15 protein-coding genes are annotated in these 15,188 nt (G+C 35.8%); 7 read left to right on the top strand and 8 right to left on the bottom strand.

From position 1 onward, the window contains the following. Positions 1 to 2: 2 nt before the first annotated feature. Positions 3 to 1,628: a pyruvate dehydrogenase complex dihydrolipoyllysine-residue acetyltransferase gene (gene aceF, locus AC5LXV_RS12455; protein ID WP_493466625.1), complete on the top strand. Its 1,626-nt coding sequence runs from the start codon at positions 3 to 5 to the stop codon at positions 1,626 to 1,628. Between the two features lie 14 nt (positions 1,629 to 1,642). Further along, a complete protein-coding gene (gene lpdA / locus AC5LXV_RS12450) occupies positions 1,643 to 3,067 on the top strand; it encodes a dihydrolipoyl dehydrogenase (protein WP_110423072.1) in 1,425 nt (474 codons plus the stop codon). A gap of 104 nt (positions 3,068 to 3,171) precedes the next feature. On the opposite strand, the gene AC5LXV_RS12445 is transcribed toward lpdA, so the two are convergent. Continuing rightward, positions 3,172 to 3,405, bottom strand: a complete 234-nt coding sequence (locus AC5LXV_RS12445; RefSeq protein ID WP_493445011.1) for a hypothetical protein — start codon at positions 3,403 to 3,405, stop codon at positions 3,172 to 3,174. A 439-nt stretch (positions 3,406 to 3,844) separates the two neighbouring features. Between AC5LXV_RS12445 and AC5LXV_RS12440 the strand changes: the two genes are divergently transcribed. The 4 genes from AC5LXV_RS12440 to AC5LXV_RS12425 all read left to right on the top strand — a co-directional run bounded on the left by AC5LXV_RS12440 (position 3,845) and on the right by AC5LXV_RS12425 (position 7,753). After that, positions 3,845 to 5,146, top strand: coding sequence for a PTS sugar transporter subunit IIC (locus tag AC5LXV_RS12440; protein ID WP_493466624.1), 1,302 nt, complete (start codon positions 3,845 to 3,847; stop codon positions 5,144 to 5,146). A 28-nt stretch (positions 5,147 to 5,174) separates the two neighbouring features. Further along, positions 5,175 to 6,602, top strand: coding sequence for a glycoside hydrolase family 1 protein (locus AC5LXV_RS12435; RefSeq protein WP_110423075.1), 1,428 nt, complete (start codon positions 5,175 to 5,177; stop codon positions 6,600 to 6,602). A 10-nt stretch (positions 6,603 to 6,612) separates the two neighbouring features. Beyond that, a complete protein-coding gene (locus AC5LXV_RS12430; protein ID WP_034885120.1) occupies positions 6,613 to 6,933 on the top strand; it encodes a PTS sugar transporter subunit IIB in 321 nt (106 codons plus the stop codon). A gap of 61 nt (positions 6,934 to 6,994) precedes the next feature. Beyond that, positions 6,995 to 7,753, top strand: a complete 759-nt coding sequence (locus tag AC5LXV_RS12425) for a GntR family transcriptional regulator (RefSeq protein WP_493466623.1) — start codon at positions 6,995 to 6,997, stop codon at positions 7,751 to 7,753. Positions 7,754 to 8,003: 250 nt separating this feature from the next. Here AC5LXV_RS12425 and AC5LXV_RS12420 read toward each other — a convergent pair whose 3' ends face one another. From AC5LXV_RS12420 to AC5LXV_RS12405, 4 genes are read right to left on the bottom strand one after another with little or no spacing between them, the layout of a single operon-like run. Next, a complete protein-coding gene (locus AC5LXV_RS12420; RefSeq protein ID WP_493466622.1) occupies positions 8,004 to 8,828 on the bottom strand; it encodes a PTS system mannose/fructose/sorbose family transporter subunit IID in 825 nt (274 codons plus the stop codon). A 14-nt stretch (positions 8,829 to 8,842) separates the two neighbouring features. After that, complete coding sequence (locus AC5LXV_RS12415) at positions 8,843 to 9,673, bottom strand: PTS mannose/fructose/sorbose/N-acetylgalactosamine transporter subunit IIC (protein WP_034884774.1); 831 nt, start codon at positions 9,671 to 9,673, stop codon at positions 8,843 to 8,845. Between the two features lie 24 nt (positions 9,674 to 9,697). Continuing rightward, positions 9,698 to 10,189 carry a PTS sugar transporter subunit IIB gene (locus AC5LXV_RS12410; protein WP_493445007.1) on the bottom strand — a complete coding sequence of 164 codons (492 nt, stop codon included), beginning with the start codon at positions 10,187 to 10,189 and terminating at the stop codon, positions 9,698 to 9,700. Positions 10,190 to 10,212: 23 nt separating this feature from the next. Further along, a complete protein-coding gene (locus AC5LXV_RS12405; protein ID WP_493466621.1) occupies positions 10,213 to 10,632 on the bottom strand; it encodes a PTS sugar transporter subunit IIA in 420 nt (139 codons plus the stop codon). A 182-nt stretch (positions 10,633 to 10,814) separates the two neighbouring features. Here AC5LXV_RS12405 and deoC point away from each other — a divergent pair, with 182 nt between their 5' ends. After that, positions 10,815 to 11,525 (top strand): deoxyribose-phosphate aldolase, encoded by a 711-nt coding sequence (gene deoC, locus AC5LXV_RS12400; protein ID WP_493466620.1) that lies wholly within the window; start codon positions 10,815 to 10,817, stop codon positions 11,523 to 11,525. Between the two features lie 45 nt (positions 11,526 to 11,570). On the opposite strand, the gene AC5LXV_RS12395 is transcribed toward deoC, so the two are convergent. From AC5LXV_RS12395 to AC5LXV_RS12385, 3 genes are all read right to left on the bottom strand, one after another. Beyond that, a complete protein-coding gene (locus tag AC5LXV_RS12395; RefSeq protein WP_493451330.1) occupies positions 11,571 to 12,299 on the bottom strand; it encodes a GntR family transcriptional regulator in 729 nt (242 codons plus the stop codon). Between the two features lie 112 nt (positions 12,300 to 12,411). Next, positions 12,412 to 13,599 (bottom strand): mannose-6-phosphate isomerase, class I, encoded by a 1,188-nt coding sequence (gene manA / locus AC5LXV_RS12390; protein ID WP_493466619.1) that lies wholly within the window; start codon positions 13,597 to 13,599, stop codon positions 12,412 to 12,414. 147 nt (positions 13,600 to 13,746) lie between these two features. Next, on the bottom strand, positions 13,747 to 14,931 hold the full coding sequence (locus AC5LXV_RS12385; protein ID WP_493466618.1) for a carbohydrate porin: 1,185 nt from the start codon (positions 14,929 to 14,931) through the stop codon (positions 13,747 to 13,749). Positions 14,932 to 15,188: the final 257 nt, after the last annotated feature.

Genomic DNA, 15,188 nt, shown 5'->3' with positions numbered 1-15,188 from the left:
TAATGAGTATTGAAATAAAATTACCCGATATCGGAAGTGATGAAGTTGAAGTAACTGAAATTCTGGTTAAAGTCGGCGACAAAGTGGATGTAGATCAATCGTTATTGACCGTCGAAGGTGATAAAGCATCGATGGAAATACCGGCACCACAAGCCGGGATTGTAAAGTCGATCATCGTAAAAGTTGGCGACAAAGTGACAACCGGTGTGAGTATTATGCAATTTGACGAAATCGGTTCGAGTGTGTCAACAGATCCAACACCAACGGTTTCAACAGCTACTTCAACGACAGCTCCTGCTCCCGCTCCAGCATCCGCGTCGAGCAATGGACAAATTGTTGATGTTAATGTCCCAGACATAGGTGGTGATGAAGTCGAAGTGACCGAAATTTTAGTTAAAGTTGGTGATTCAGTTTCGGTTGATGATTCACTAATTACGGTGGAAGGTGACAAAGCCTCGATGGAAGTACCGGCAACAATGGCGGGTACGGTAAAAAATATCGTTGTAAAAATTGGCGACAAAGTCAAAACTGGATCTAAAATAATGGAGTTTGAAACAGCGGCTAGTAGTGCGCCGGCGAAAGCCGATTCAGCTCCTGTAGTGGCTGAAAAACCGGTTGCTCCAGCTTCGATAGCCAATAATAACAGTAGTAACAACAGTAGCAATAATGCTTCGGCACCCGTGTCAGCTACCAATGAATTTGTAGAAAATGATGCTTATGCCCATGCCACACCTTCAATCCGTCGATTAGCGCGCGAGTTTGGTATTAATCTTGCCAAAGTACAACCAACTGGCCCTAAACATCGTGTATTACGTGAAGATATTCAAAATTACGTAAAAAATGCGGTAAAACAATCCGAAAATGGCGGAACTGGTGGAGCATTACCTGGTTTATTACCTTGGCCGAAAGTTGATTTTAGTAAGTTTGGTGAAGTTGAATCCTTACCATTAACCAAGATCCAAAAAGTATCAGGTGCCAACTTACATCGTAACTGGGTAATGATTCCACATGTTACTGAGTTTGATGAAACTGACATCACTGAACTAGAAGCTTTCCGTAAGCAGCAAAATGCTGAGGCAGAAAAGAAAAAACTCGATCTCAAAATTACCCCATTAGTGTTTATCATGAAAGCTGTAGCCAGTGCGTTAACTGCTTATCCGCGTTTTAATAGCTCGCTATCAGAAGATGCACAAACCCTTATCGTCAAAAAATATATCAACATTGGCGTAGCAGTTGACACGCCAAATGGCTTAGTTGTGCCAGTATTTAAAGATGTGAACAAAAAAGGTATTGTGGAACTCTCGAAAGAGCTTGCGGAAATCTCCAAGAAAGCACGTGACGGTAAACTCACCGGTAGTGATATGCAAGGTGGCTGTTTCACTATTTCCAGCCTTGGTGGCATCGGAACGACCGCATTTACCCCAATTGTTAATGCGCCAGAAGTGGGTATTCTCGGTGTATCTCGTTCAACTATGAAACCTGTTTGGAATGGTAATGAATTTACACCACGCCTAATGTTACCTTTATCATTATCCTTTGATCATCGTGTGATTGATGGTGCAGATGGTGCTCGCTTCTTAAGCCATATTGTTAATGTTTTATCCGACTTACGTCGACTAGTGATGTAGTGGAGGAAATCGATATGAGTCAAGACGTTAAAACACAACTCGTTGTATTAGGTGCCGGACCAGCCGGTTACTCCGCTGCCTTCCGTGCTGCTGATCTTGGATTGGAAGTAACATTGGTCGAACGTTATTCTACTTTAGGTGGTGTTTGTCTCAATGTGGGGTGTATTCCCTCTAAAGCATTACTTCATGTTGCTAAAGTGATGGATGAAGCAAAATCTCTCACTGAGCATGGAATCCATTTTGGTACACCAAAACTGGAACTCGACAAAGTTCGTGATTGGAAAGAAAAGGTTATCAACCAGCTGACCAACGGACTTGCTGGCATGGCCAAAATGCGTAAAGTCAATGTTATACAGGGTGAAGCACAATTTACTGATAGTCACACAATGGAGGTGACATCGGCAAAAGGCATCACCAAAATTACCTTTGACAATGCGATTATTGCTGCTGGTTCAAGACCAATAACCTTACCATTTATTCCTCATGACGATCCGCGTATATGGGATTCAACAGATGCGCTAGCATTAACCACCATCCCTAAAAAATTACTCTTAATGGGTGGCGGAATTATCGGTCTCGAAATGGGAACGGTTTATCATGCATTGGGTTCAGAAGTAGATGTTGTTGAAATGCTAGATCAAGTGATCCCCGCTGCGGATAAAGATGTGGTGAAAGTCTTTAGCAAACAAATCCAACAAAAGTTCACTTTACGTTTAGAAACTAAAGTGAGTACTGTTGAAGCTAAACATGATGCCATCTACGTCACCATGGAGAAGAAAGATGGAACCATCGAAACGCATACTTACGATGCAGTGCTGGTGGCAATAGGTCGTGCGCCAAATGGCAAACTTATCAGCGCTGAAAAAGCGGGGGTTAATGTGACCGACCGAGGTTTTATTGAAGTAGATAAGCAAATGCGAACTAATGTACCTCATATTTACGCCATTGGTGATATTGTCGGGCAACCAATGCTGGCTCATAAAGGTGTTCATGAAGGTCATGTTGCAGCTGAAGTCATAGCGGGTAAAAACCATTTCTTCGATCCGAAAACTATACCATCAATTGCTTATACCGAACCAGAAGTTGCATGGGTAGGGTTAACCGAAAAAGAAGCCAAGGCAAAAGGTATCGATTATGAGGTAGCTATATTCCCATGGGCAGCATCAGGGCGAGCGATTGCATCTGATTGTTCACAGGGGATGACTAAACTAATTTTCAATAAAGCGGATAATCGTCTTCTAGGTGGGGCAGTAGTGGGAGCCAATGGTGGAGAACTACTAGGGGAAATTACTCTGGCCGTTGAAATGGGTTGTGATGCAGAAGATATTGCACTCACCATTCATGCACATCCAACCTTACATGAATCAATTGGCCTCGCGTCAGAAATTTATGAAGGATCGGTAACTGATTTGCCGAATGCGAAAGCAGTTAAAAAATAGAGACTATTTATTTTATTGTTATTAATGCAATAATGCCGTTAGTTTGCTAACGGCATTTTATTTTGCTAATCAAAATTATCAAAAAATTAAAATATTCATTAAAATTAATATGTTGGTTTATAAACTTGATAGGTGTCTAAATCAATAACATAATCAGCTATGATATATTCATCATAGGGATAAACATTGAAGCCAAATTGAACACAAAAGAAATCTACGAAATTATCAGTACCAAACTCCTTAATAATCTTCATCATGCGATTTTTTAGTTGGCCAATATTTCTAACTTTACCGGAAATAAGTGTATTTCCGTAATAACTTTCAACTTCAATAATCATCTTGCTAAAGCGCTAACTTATTCTTTAATTATTCATAAAATTATCGTTTATGGTTGATTCAAAAACTCATTTAATCTTAATAGAAAAATGTGAGAAAGGGGAGTTTTTAAATAAAAATAACCCACTAATTTTAAGATAAATATAAAAAAATAACCTTATATTAATGATTATTCCGCTATTAAGCTATCAAATTCAAAAGATTGAATATATTGTCATACCAAAATTTAATAATTTCCCTCTATTAAAAATAATTAATCGCCGTTTTAGCCATTTATTTTTAAATTTGGTATGCCAATAAATGATATTTGTCACATTTTTAGAAATTAGTGGGATCCCAATTTGGTGTGTTGTGAGAGTGATCACAGATTCACTCACTTATAAGTATTATTTTTTGCTTGTCAGTGAATCTCATCCATCCCTCAAATTGGAGATAGTAAATATGTCTAGAGTAAATGAAGTTATTGATAAGCTAGGAAAATTTGCTAATAAATTTAATAGTTTAAGATATATAATGGCAATTAAAGCTGCATTTATTACCTTAATGCCAGTGATTATTGTCGGTGCATTTGCAGTATTGATGTCCAATATTGTATTTGATAGACAAAATGGATTAGCCTATTTTGACTGCTTATCTTTTTTAGCGATACTCAAACCTATAGCTAGTAATTTAAATTATGCAACGTTAAATTTTCTAACCATTGGGGCAGTATTTTTGATAGCCATCGAATTAGGGCGGATAAATGGTAATAAAACCTTATTTCCTGGGTTGTTGGCAATAATTTGTTTTATCTCTGTGCAACCAACATTCACAGAAGTAGTTGTTGAAGGGCAAAAATTTCAAGTCACTAATGTGTTAGCTCGGCAGTTTACTGATACCAAAAGTCTTTTTCTTGGTATGTTTATCGCTATTATCTCTGTAGAAATATACTCGAAATTATTAAAAGTAGATAAATTAACAGTAAAAATGCCAGATAGTGTGCCATCTAATGTTTCTGCTTCATTTTCTGCACTCATTCCCGCAATATTGACGACTTCATTGGTCGCCGCTTTCGGTTTTGTTTTTTACAAATTAACTGGCATGTTCCTATATGACGCCATCTATAAAGTTGTTCAACAACCGCTAGAGTCAGTCATGCAAAGTTTGCCGGGCTTATTGTTATTAATGTTTGTGGCACAAATATTTTGGGTGATAGGGATTCATGGTAATCAAATGATAAAACCGATCCGAGAACCGTTATTACTCGGTGCAATTATGGTTAACATGAGCGATTTTGAACAGGGAATTGAACCCACGAATATTATTACCATGCCGTTTTGGGATGTTTATATGAGCATTGGTGGATCAGGTTGTACCTTTGGGTTACTTATCGCTATTTTTATTGCTATAAAACGCAAAGAGATGAGAGAAATCGCTAAATTATCGCTTGGCCCTGGCATTTTTAATATTAATGAGCCCGTTATTTTTGGTTTGCCAATAATGTTAAATCCGATTTTGGCCATTCCTTTTATTATTACTCCACTAGTTACTGGCACAATTGGCTATATCGCTACCAGTATCGGTTTTGCTGGTAAAGCTGTGGTGATGGTTCCTTGGACTACACCGCCAATTATCAGTGCTTATCTGTCAACCGCTGGATCGCTAGGTGCGGTGGTGACACAATTATTCTGCATTCTTATCGCTATTTTGATCTATCTACCTTTCCTAAAAATAGCGGCAAAACGGTCTAAACTTCAATCCTAATTAGGATAAATATTCAAGGAGTACAATCATGAGTAAATTAACGATGGATATCCCGAAAAATTTTATTTTAGGTGCTTCAACTTCTGCATGGCAAACTGAAGGCTGGTGTGGAAAGAGAGAGAATCAGGATTCATATTTAGATATTTGGTATAAAAATGATCGTAACGTTTGGCATGATGGGTATGGTCCTGCCGTTGCCACCGATTTAATCAATCGTTATCAAGAAGAAGTTGAATTAATGAAGCAAATAGGGATCACTCACTATCGAACTTCAATCAACTGGTCGCGTTTCTTGACTGACTATGAGAATGCCATTGTCGATGAAGACTATGCCAAATATTATGATAATTTCCTCAACCAAATTGTTGAAAATGGCATCGTTCCAATGCTCTGTTTAGAACATTATGAAGTTCCTGCTGAATTATTTAATCAATATGGTGGCTGGAATTCGAAACATGTGGTCGAACTTTTTGTTAAATTTGCCGAAAAAGTCTTTGAACGTTACCACCATGTGGTAAAACGGTGGTTTGTTTTCAATGAACCCATCGTCATTCAAACCAGAGTGTATTTAGATGCTGAACGTTGGCCTTATGAACAAAATACCAATAAGTGGATGCAGTGGAATCACCATAAAAATTTAGCTACTGCCAAAGTTGTTCAGCTATTTCGTCAAAAAAATTATGAAGGTAGTGTTGGCACAATATTAAATCCGGAGGTTACCTATCCTCGCTCTTCATCTAAAGACGATCTACAAGCCGCTAAAATGTATGATCTTTTTTATAATCGAGTGTTTCTTGATCCCGCATTTAACGGTGAATATCCTCAAGAACTTATTGATTTATTGGCTAAACATCAAGTTCAGTGGGACTATAATGAACAAGAACTTGAAATCATTAAACAATTTCGTGTCGATGAAGTCGCAATTAATTTATATTTTCCTCATCGAGTTAAAGCACCAACCAAACAATGGCACAAGGATGCCGCATTTCATCCGGCTTTCTATTATGAATCTTTCGAGTTGCCTGGAAGAAAAATGAACAAATCGAGAGGTTGGGAAATTTACCCTAAAATTGTTTACGATTTTGCCATGCGAGTGAAACAAGAATATAACAATCAATCGTGGTTTATCTGTGAAAATGGCATGGGAATTGAAGATGAAAAACGATTTAAAAATAATCAAGGAATGATTCAAGACGATTATCGAATTGATTTTATTTCACAGCATCTTTATTGGACTCTTAAAGCCATTGAGGATGGCGCTAATTGTGGTGGTTATATGTTATGGGCATTTACTGATAATGTTTCACCAATGAATGCATTTAAAAATCGTTATGGATTGATAGAAATAGATCTTGAGCAAAATCGCAACAGAAGATTGAAAAAATCTGCATTATGGTTTGAAAATTTAATTAAAACACGTCAACTAACCGTAAATTTAGATGACGAAGACAAATAAGGAACAAAAGATGAAACAAGTTATTTTTGCCTGTGCAGGTGGCATGTCAACCTCATTATTAGTCAATAAAATTAGAAAAGAAGCACTCGAACGATCGCTAGACTTTGATTTTATCGCTATAAGCGAGCAACTGTTGTATCAGCATCTTAATAGTGATAGTGATAATATTGTCGCGGTATTGTTAGGTCCTCAGATGAGATTTGCTCTCGATGAAAGTAAAAAGCAAACGGAAAAATTTGGTATACCGATTGACATTATTGATCCTGTTGCTTATGGTACAATGAACGCAAGTAAAGTATTAGATCAAATTTTGCAAATGATCAAAGCATAATAATCAATACCAATCTTAGCAAAGTTAATGCTAAGGTTGGTATTTTAGCAGGAACCGGTGAATGTTAACTGACAATAATTTATCAACTCAATATTCTAAAAAACAATATCAAGAAATTGCCGAAATTTTGCTGGAAAAAATTAACCAGAACGAATATCCCTTAGGTTCTAAATTACCGCCGGAAAGAACTATTGCCGATGCCTATGGTGTTAGTCGAACGATTGTACGTGAAGCGTTAATCGCTTTGGAAGTAAAAGGTTTTGTTGCAATTAAGCAAAGTTCGGGTATTTATGTGATTAATAAACCGGATGCAAATTATTGTCGAATTCTTGGACCATTTGAACTATTACAAGCCAGTCAACTTATTGAAACCAACATTGCTTCGTTTGCTTCGCAAATGATAACAATTGCTAATATTGAAAGTTTAAAAAAAATCTTAGAACAAGAATTGCATGCCACCATGAATAATGAGTTTGATAACAACAATGATTTTAACTTTCATCTCAATATTGCCCAAGCAACGCAAAATCAGATGTTAGTCAATTCATTAAAAAATTTATGGGAACATAAACAAAAGTCATTTAATTGGCAGCAGCTGGTAGAGCATACCAATACCAAAGGTTATCGATTACAGTGGCATGCTGACCATCAACAAATTTTAGCCGCTTTATGTCGTCGTGACAGCGTAGGGGCTTATAAAGCGATGTGGCAACATATTGAAAACGAAAAAAATATTTTGATGAACTTGTCGGATAAAACTTCCATCGATTTTGATGGTTATATTTTTTCATCGATTAATTTATTAGAAAATTTTACTTAAACTACATTTAAACTCGTTATTAGTACGGCAAAATTGCTAATCCAATTATATTACCCCCTATGGTATTGCCATTCTCCTTTGAAAATATTAAAGACTTTTCTAATTGTTGATTAGCAACTAACTTAAAAAGCGGCAATTCTGGAGGGATTCAAATAGTGGTTAAGGGAATTAATAAAAATTCCCTTAACTTTATACTTAGTCAGTTCAATTAAGATCGCTATTAAACCTTTAATACATAAAATTGCTTAAATTAAAATACGCCGATCACTACACCAACCGTTGTAATAGCAGTCAAAATTAATATAACTTTGGTTGCAGTCATCTGTTTTGCTGAGACCAACCACCACGCCAATAGCACCATAGATAATGGTAGTATTTTTGGGAATATGCCATCAAGTACACTTTGTAATGAGCGGATGCTTTCGCCCATTGGAATTTCTAAAGTTGAATTAAGCACAATATTACCTGTGGCTAAGCCACCAACTACCATGATACCAAGTATGTTAAACGCATCAGTAATACGTTTGACGTTATCACCAATAATATTATCAATCGCATTAACCCCCAATTTATAGCCATAATGGAAGCTGAGATAAGAGATCAAAGGTCCTAAAATACCATAAGCTAAAATATAGAAAATCGGTCCGATAGCATTACCACCGGCAGCCATCCCCATGGCTATTGATAATAAAATTGGTACGATAATCCCTTGAATGAGTGAGTCTCCAATCCCAGCTAAAGGACCCATTAAGGTAGCTTTAATGTTTACTGGTAATTCTTCCGGTACATTTTTACCTAAGGCGATCTCCTCTTCCATTGACGCAACAATACCGTTGATGATTTGACCAGTTTGCGGTTCGGTATTATAAAACATGGAGTGTCTGACTAATAAGCGACGTTTTGCTTCGGGATCATTTTTATAATACTTTTCTGCAAAAGGAATATAGGAAAAAGCCCAAGCATGTGCTTGTAATTTTTCGTAACTCATTGATGATAGGTGGGTAAAACCCCATCGATACCAAATTTGACGTAGCTCTCGTTTGGTTAAACGTTGTTCTTCAATTAATTTATCCATTTTTATTCTCCTTTTTAGAACAAATCTTCATCTTCAAACACATCTGAATTTGATGAATTTGTCTCTTTAATTGGTGTTGCTGCCGATTTATTGCTTGCAATAAAATATAAGTAAGCAACTAAAGCGGAGATGAATACTAGAGCTATCATGCTTAAGCCTGCAAAAGCTAATAACACGAAACCTGCGAAGAAAAAGATTAACTGAATTTTTGATTTAATCACAATATTCATAAGCATTGCGATACCTAATGCCGGCAATACACCGCCTAATACTGAGATGATTTTAGTTATGACTTCTGGGACATTAGCTAATAACCACTCCACCAAACCAGAACCATAATAGATAGCTAAAAAGACTGGAACGGCGCGTAATAAAAAGGTGGTGATTTGTGGATAAAATAGGTGATTTAACACGATACCCCGGGTATTATTAGTTTCAGCTGCATGCTGTGCTTTATTATTCCAAAATGAGTATAATGCCATTCGAGTATTATAGAATATCAAGCCGAAAGTCTGACCTAATAAAACGGAAAGTGTGACGGCTACCGCAGGTTCTTTGGTGGTAGCAAGGGCTAAGCCAATGCCACCATAAGCTGCATAAGTGATTTCACTATTGGTTGCTCCACCAGTTGATAAATTGGCAATAAAAACAGCTTGAACGGCTAAGCCGCACAATACCCCAGCTTGTACATCGCCAAAGGCTAAACCAACTAATAACCCCGCAACTAATGGCCTACCCATTATATAAAATCCACCTGACATACCAAACAGCCATGGTGATTCAATCGCGCCTAAATAACAAAATATCCCTGTTAATAAAGCGGGAATAAAAAGCGTTGTTTCCATAATTTTTCCCTCAAAATATGCAAGTTATAAAGTGTCGTATTTCTTTTTCATTACATCCCAACTTTTAGCTTCATCATCAGGTAGTAATTGAAATTCGATCTTGATTCCTTGGCTTTCAATGTAATCAAATGCTTTATAATCGTTTTCATCAATGGCAACTGTGCGTCCTAATACTTTTGCTCCTGCCCGAGTATTCATACAACCGATATTTAATGTTGGCGGTAATTTAGCACCTGCCTGTAATAATTTTTCAAATGTCTGTGGTGAATCACTGATTAAGAAAAAATTTTTATTTGATTCCATTCCTTGTTTTATTTTTTCGACCCCTTGTTGTACGGTGTAAATGCCAATTTTTAATGTTCCTGCTGCTGCTTTTAATACCCGTTTCCGCAAATCGTCTGACGCGATATTGTCACCCACGACTAGAATGCCATCGACAGGTCTGACTTTGGTCCAACGAGTCATGATTTGACCATGAATCACACGGTCGTCGACTCTGGTTAATGTAATTGCCATAATTGTTCACTCCTATCGTTTAATTAAAAATCTATATCTTGATTGTTATTTTCGCTAATTGGTGCCATTGATACCGAGGTTTGTCCTGCTTCTAAAATTGAATCAAGCGTTTCATGAATATCATCTTGGTCTATCAGTGTTCCAGCTTGGATCAACATAGGTAAATTTAGCCCTGCTAATAGATAGACCTTATTCGGATGGGCTAACATATAACGGAAAGTTTCGTTGTAAGGTGTCCCCCCAGTAATGTCACTTATGACAATCACCACACCATTTTTTATAATATGTTCATCTAAAACTGCTGTTAAGCGTGATGAAAAGTCACTAATTCCTTTATCATCAAGTTTGACAGCGATAAATGGCGATATATCACCGGCAATCATTTGGTAACTAGATAAGATGCCTTCGCACAAATCACCATGTGACGTAACCACGATTTTCATTTCGACCAACCTCCTTTGAACATTATTTAAATATATATTTACATATTTATTTTTTTAAAAAAATATATTATGAGTTATTTTTCATAAACTGAGAGGTTTATCACATTTTCATCAGGCTTTTTATTGACAAAAAGTGAATTATTTTTAATATATGTATTTACATATTGTATTAAGGAAGAAACATGAAAAACTATTCTTTAGATGATTTAAGTCGACTTATCGATCACACCAATTTAAAACCAGATGCAACCGTTGCTATGATGGAAAAACTATGTAAGGAAGCGAGTGACTATCACTTCAAGATGGTCGCAATCAATCAGGTGCAATCAAAATTGTGCGCTGAACTATTAAAAGGTACCGATGTCGATATCGGCGCAGCTATTGCATTTCCTTTAGGTCAAACAACAATTGAAGCCAAATGTTTTGAGACTAAAAATGCCATTGAAATTGGTGCGACGGAAATTGATTATGTGATTAATATTTCTGAATTAAAGGCGGGAAATTTAACATATATTGAGCAGGAAATGTCTGAAATTGTTAAAATTTGCCGCCAACATAATGTTATTTCAAAGGTGATTTTTGAAAATTGTTATTTAACTGATGAAGAAAAAATAGCACTTTGCAAAATTGCAGTTAAAGTTAAGCCAGACTTTATCAAAACCTCGACTGGTTTTGGCCCATCAGGGGCAACACTTGAAGATGTTAAATTAATGAAGGCACAGGTAGGCGATGCAGTAAAAGTTAAAGCAGCTGGTGGTATTCGTAATGCTGATACATTTATAAAGATGATTGCTGCAGGGGCAGAGCGTATTGGAACCAGTGCCGGCATCGCAATTATTGAAGAACTTAAAAAAGATTTACAAGCAAAACAAAAACAGATAATCGAAATTTAAGCAATTAATTATATACCCACTATCAGTGGGTATATTTTTTCAAAATTAGCTAGAATGATTTAGCTCAAACACAAATGAATTAATATCACCACGATATTTTGATATTGAATATTCAATTGGCGTTCGATCGTGACTATAGCCAACAGAGTGGAAATAAAAAATAGGATCACCTTCTTCAATATCTAATAAATCACTGGTGGTTTCGTCAGCTTTTAAAACATCTAATTTTCGCCGTATTTGGACAATAGGCAAATTCATCTTTTCTAAAACTGAATAAAGCTTTTGGTGTTTAAAATCATTATGTAAAAAATTAGGTAATAATTTTACCGGTAAATAAGTGGTCACGAGCACTATTGGTTTGTTTTCCGCATAACGTAGTCGAACTAATTTATATATAGCATCCAATTCATTAATAGCTAAGTGGTTTGCAATTTCACTGGTTGCTTTATCCACTTTGAAAGTTAGAACTTTAGTGGTTGGATGAAGTCCTTTACGATTCATTTCTGAATCATAACTTTCAATTATATGGGTAAATTCTTGATTAATTTTTTGTTGTTTAACTATCGTTCCACGACGTTTTCGGCGCTCAAGGAATCCATCATTAACCAAAAACTGAATAGCTTGACGGACGGTAGGGCGACTGACTTGATAGATATCAGTTAATTCAGACTCTTTAGGGATTAGTTGCCCTTGGGCATACTCCCCCGATTGGATTTTTTTTAATAAATCTTGCTGAATAAACAAATGACGTGGAATTTTATTATCTGAAACCATGATGACAATTGTTAATTATTATGTTTTAACATATTAATATATTCGTTTTATTGTGTAAAACGGATGCATTTAACCTATTAAAAAATAATAATTTTTACCCTATTACAAAAAATTAATCAAACGCTTTAGCTAAAACGCCTACTCCGGTATAACTGTAAAGACCAGTTTGATAAGCAATAAACGCTGAATCACCTTTCTGCAATGTTAGTGATTCAGTGTCGGTCGATAATGTGACTTTACCATCAAGACACAACAAAATCTGTGCACTATCGACTTTTTCATTACGTATGTTTTCATCACTTTGGATAATTTCAAACTTAAAATCATTGACAGGTACAGGGAAATCAATTTTATTGTCCTTCACGATAGGTTTAGTTAACAATTGATTTAGTGCTAGGCTAGTAAAATCAGTATTATTAATAAGCTCTGAACTATCTATATATTTGTGTGTTAAACCTGCTCTGAGTACATTGTCTGAATTAGCCATAATTTCCAGCCCAGTACCAGACAGGTAAGCATGTGGGGTTTTGGCAGATAAAAACATCGCTTGTCCAGGCTGAAGTTCGATGACATTTAACAGCAACGGCATAAATAAACCAATATCGTTAGGATAATCGTTAGCTAAGGTTTTAATGGTCAAATATGGTTCTTCTTCAAATGAGCTAATTTTCAATAATAGCTGTTCAATCAACGAGTTTTTTACCGACTCAGAAAGGTTTAATAGGTAGGCAAAAAAATGTTTTAATTGATCTGGATGCGGGTTGCTTGCTAATTGTGATATTGGTTCAATTAAATCTGGAATCGCTACTGTTTCAAAAAGCGTGATAATTTCTTCAATTTGACGGAAGGAACGCATAGCTTTATATGGTGTTAATGCATATATAAGTTCAGGTTTATGATTAGGATCTTTATAATTTCGATTTGCTGCGTCAAGTGCAATACCTAGTTGGTTCTCTTTAGCAAAACCAAGTTTTGCATTTTCAAGAGTTGGATGAACTTGAATAGATAAAGCTTTGTTAGCGGAAAGAATTTTAAATAAGAAAGGAAGTGAGGCAAAATTTTGATAAGTTTTAGCGCCTAACATTTGCTCTGGGTTCTCTTGAATTAATTTATCTAGCCTGATTTTTCCTTGCTTAGCGTCAAAAACTAAAGAACACCCCAGTGGATGAGCCCCCATCCAGATTTCCGCCATTGGTTGTGACGTTGGATTTGCAATACCAAAGAAATTGGTTATCCCATCAATACTGCCCCAATCATAATGCTTGGTGGTATTTTCAAGTTTCCATATAGTTTGACTCATATTTACATCCTTTAAACTATTTGACTCATCAATATCGATAAGTTATGTGATAAATATACTACTGCCATAATTATCTGCAATAAATGATAAAAAAGCCAGTTTAACTTAGAGATTAAACTGGCTTAGTTGACTATTTAGTCAGGTTAATTAATAAAAGTATTTAAATCTTACCCGAGCACCATAACGATCATCGGTATTATCGCCATGTGATTTATTTCTATCAAGTAACGACCAATAAGCACCTAAATAGATATTAAAATTATCCATATCTAAAACATTATCAATTAAATAAGATGTATTAACTGTATGAATTTTATATTTTCCTTTATTATTGATATGACCATCTTTAATCCGATTATCTGGATTAAATTTTTTAATATCGTTATTCGCAAAATAGTATCCTAAACCGATTTTTTCCCACACAATATCGGTACCAATAGTCATATCTTTTTCATCTTTAGCATCCATATAGGCAAAGCTGGTATTGATTTTAAAACCTTTGTTGGCAGCGTCCCAATCATCTTCGCTATTCCATGAAAAAGTTGCGCCATATCCAGTTCTTTTTGACTGATCGCGAAATTTACCGTTATCATCATAATAACCGTAAGCGTTTTTGACTACATTGGTTTCGGCTGCAATGGCGGTTGAAAAACTGTCATTCTTCCAAGATAGTACCGGACGTAGATAGACCACATTTTTCTTTTTATCAATTTGATAACCATGATAGGTCGATTTATTAAACATTTTTTCGCCATTATTGATTAAGGCATTTAATTCGAAATTCATATGATTAAATAGCGGTTTATTTAATTGAATACTACCACCATTTTTACTCCGACCTCGGCCTTCTTTCATCATATAAATATAACCAAAGCCGTCTTCATATAAATCATTGGCGGTATTGCCTGAATATTCGATAAAGGTGTCTTGTCCAAGCGGAAACATATCATAAGCTTCATAACGCCCAATTTTAATATTCCACTCTTGTTTCTGACCAAAATAAAATGCTGCATCATCTAGATTCATATCACCACTTAAATCCGCTAATGGCTGCACTACGAAACCAGCAAAATTCTTGTCGTTAATTTCACGATAGCCATCTAAACCGATTAATATACGTCCATTGATATCCCAACGATCCTTATCAGCCGGTTTATTTTTTTTATCCGCAGTCTCTTTTAAAGAACTAAGTTGCTGTTTACTACTAGCGGCATCAACGTTAAATTCGACGTCTCCATATAACTTTAACTGTCCTTGTGGCGTATTCCACTCAATAGCCGCATTTGCCATTGAACTTAATCCAACTAGACTACATATAAACATCTTCTTCATAAAATTAACTCCTTGAATAGTTACAATATTTAACAATACTTATGTATGCGATAACAATATTTAACAAATAACGGTGGTGCAATTTTAAAGAAATGCTTTTGGATTCGTGATGACATCGTTTACATAAAATGTTATATGCAGTGACGATGTTTTAAAATGAGCAAAATCAAAATTTGTGACACAGGTAACATTTTTAGGTGAATCGATTAATTATTTATTATTAATATGATGTAATTAACAATTTTATTTAACTTTAC

This window comes from Gilliamella sp. LMG 34359, from assembly GCF_984569085.1.
The sequence above is the reverse complement of the archived record's forward strand: the minus strand, read 5'-3'. Positions and strand labels throughout refer to the sequence as shown.

What these genes read in the sequence shown, in the direction of transcription:
- aceF (WP_493466625.1), top strand. Translation starts at nt 3, where the DNA reads ATGAGTATTGAAATAAAATTACCCGATATCGGAAGTGATGAAGTTGAA.
- lpdA (WP_110423072.1), top strand. Translation starts at nt 1,643, where the DNA reads ATGAGTCAAGACGTTAAAACACAACTCGTTGTATTAGGTGCCGGACCA.
- AC5LXV_RS12445 (WP_493445011.1), bottom strand. Translation starts at nt 3,405, where the DNA reads ATGATTATTGAAGTTGAAAGTTATTACGGAAATACACTTATTTCCGGT.
- AC5LXV_RS12440 (WP_493466624.1), top strand. Translation starts at nt 3,845, where the DNA reads ATGTCTAGAGTAAATGAAGTTATTGATAAGCTAGGAAAATTTGCTAAT.
- AC5LXV_RS12435 (WP_110423075.1), top strand. Translation starts at nt 5,175, where the DNA reads ATGAGTAAATTAACGATGGATATCCCGAAAAATTTTATTTTAGGTGCT.
- AC5LXV_RS12430 (WP_034885120.1), top strand. Translation starts at nt 6,613, where the DNA reads ATGAAACAAGTTATTTTTGCCTGTGCAGGTGGCATGTCAACCTCATTA.
- AC5LXV_RS12425 (WP_493466623.1), top strand. Translation starts at nt 6,995, where the DNA reads ATGTTAACTGACAATAATTTATCAACTCAATATTCTAAAAAACAATAT.
- AC5LXV_RS12420 (WP_493466622.1), bottom strand. Translation starts at nt 8,828, where the DNA reads ATGGATAAATTAATTGAAGAACAACGTTTAACCAAACGAGAGCTACGT.
- AC5LXV_RS12415 (WP_034884774.1), bottom strand. Translation starts at nt 9,673, where the DNA reads ATGGAAACAACGCTTTTTATTCCCGCTTTATTAACAGGGATATTTTGT.
- AC5LXV_RS12410 (WP_493445007.1), bottom strand. Translation starts at nt 10,189, where the DNA reads ATGGCAATTACATTAACCAGAGTCGACGACCGTGTGATTCATGGTCAA.
- AC5LXV_RS12405 (WP_493466621.1), bottom strand. Translation starts at nt 10,632, where the DNA reads ATGAAAATCGTGGTTACGTCACATGGTGATTTGTGCGAAGGCATCTTA.
- deoC (WP_493466620.1), top strand. Translation starts at nt 10,815, where the DNA reads ATGAAAAACTATTCTTTAGATGATTTAAGTCGACTTATCGATCACACC.
- AC5LXV_RS12395 (WP_493451330.1), bottom strand. Translation starts at nt 12,299, where the DNA reads ATGGTTTCAGATAATAAAATTCCACGTCATTTGTTTATTCAGCAAGAT.
- manA (WP_493466619.1), bottom strand. Translation starts at nt 13,599, where the DNA reads ATGAGTCAAACTATATGGAAACTTGAAAATACCACCAAGCATTATGAT.
- AC5LXV_RS12385 (WP_493466618.1), bottom strand. Translation starts at nt 14,931, where the DNA reads ATGAAGAAGATGTTTATATGTAGTCTAGTTGGATTAAGTTCAATGGCA.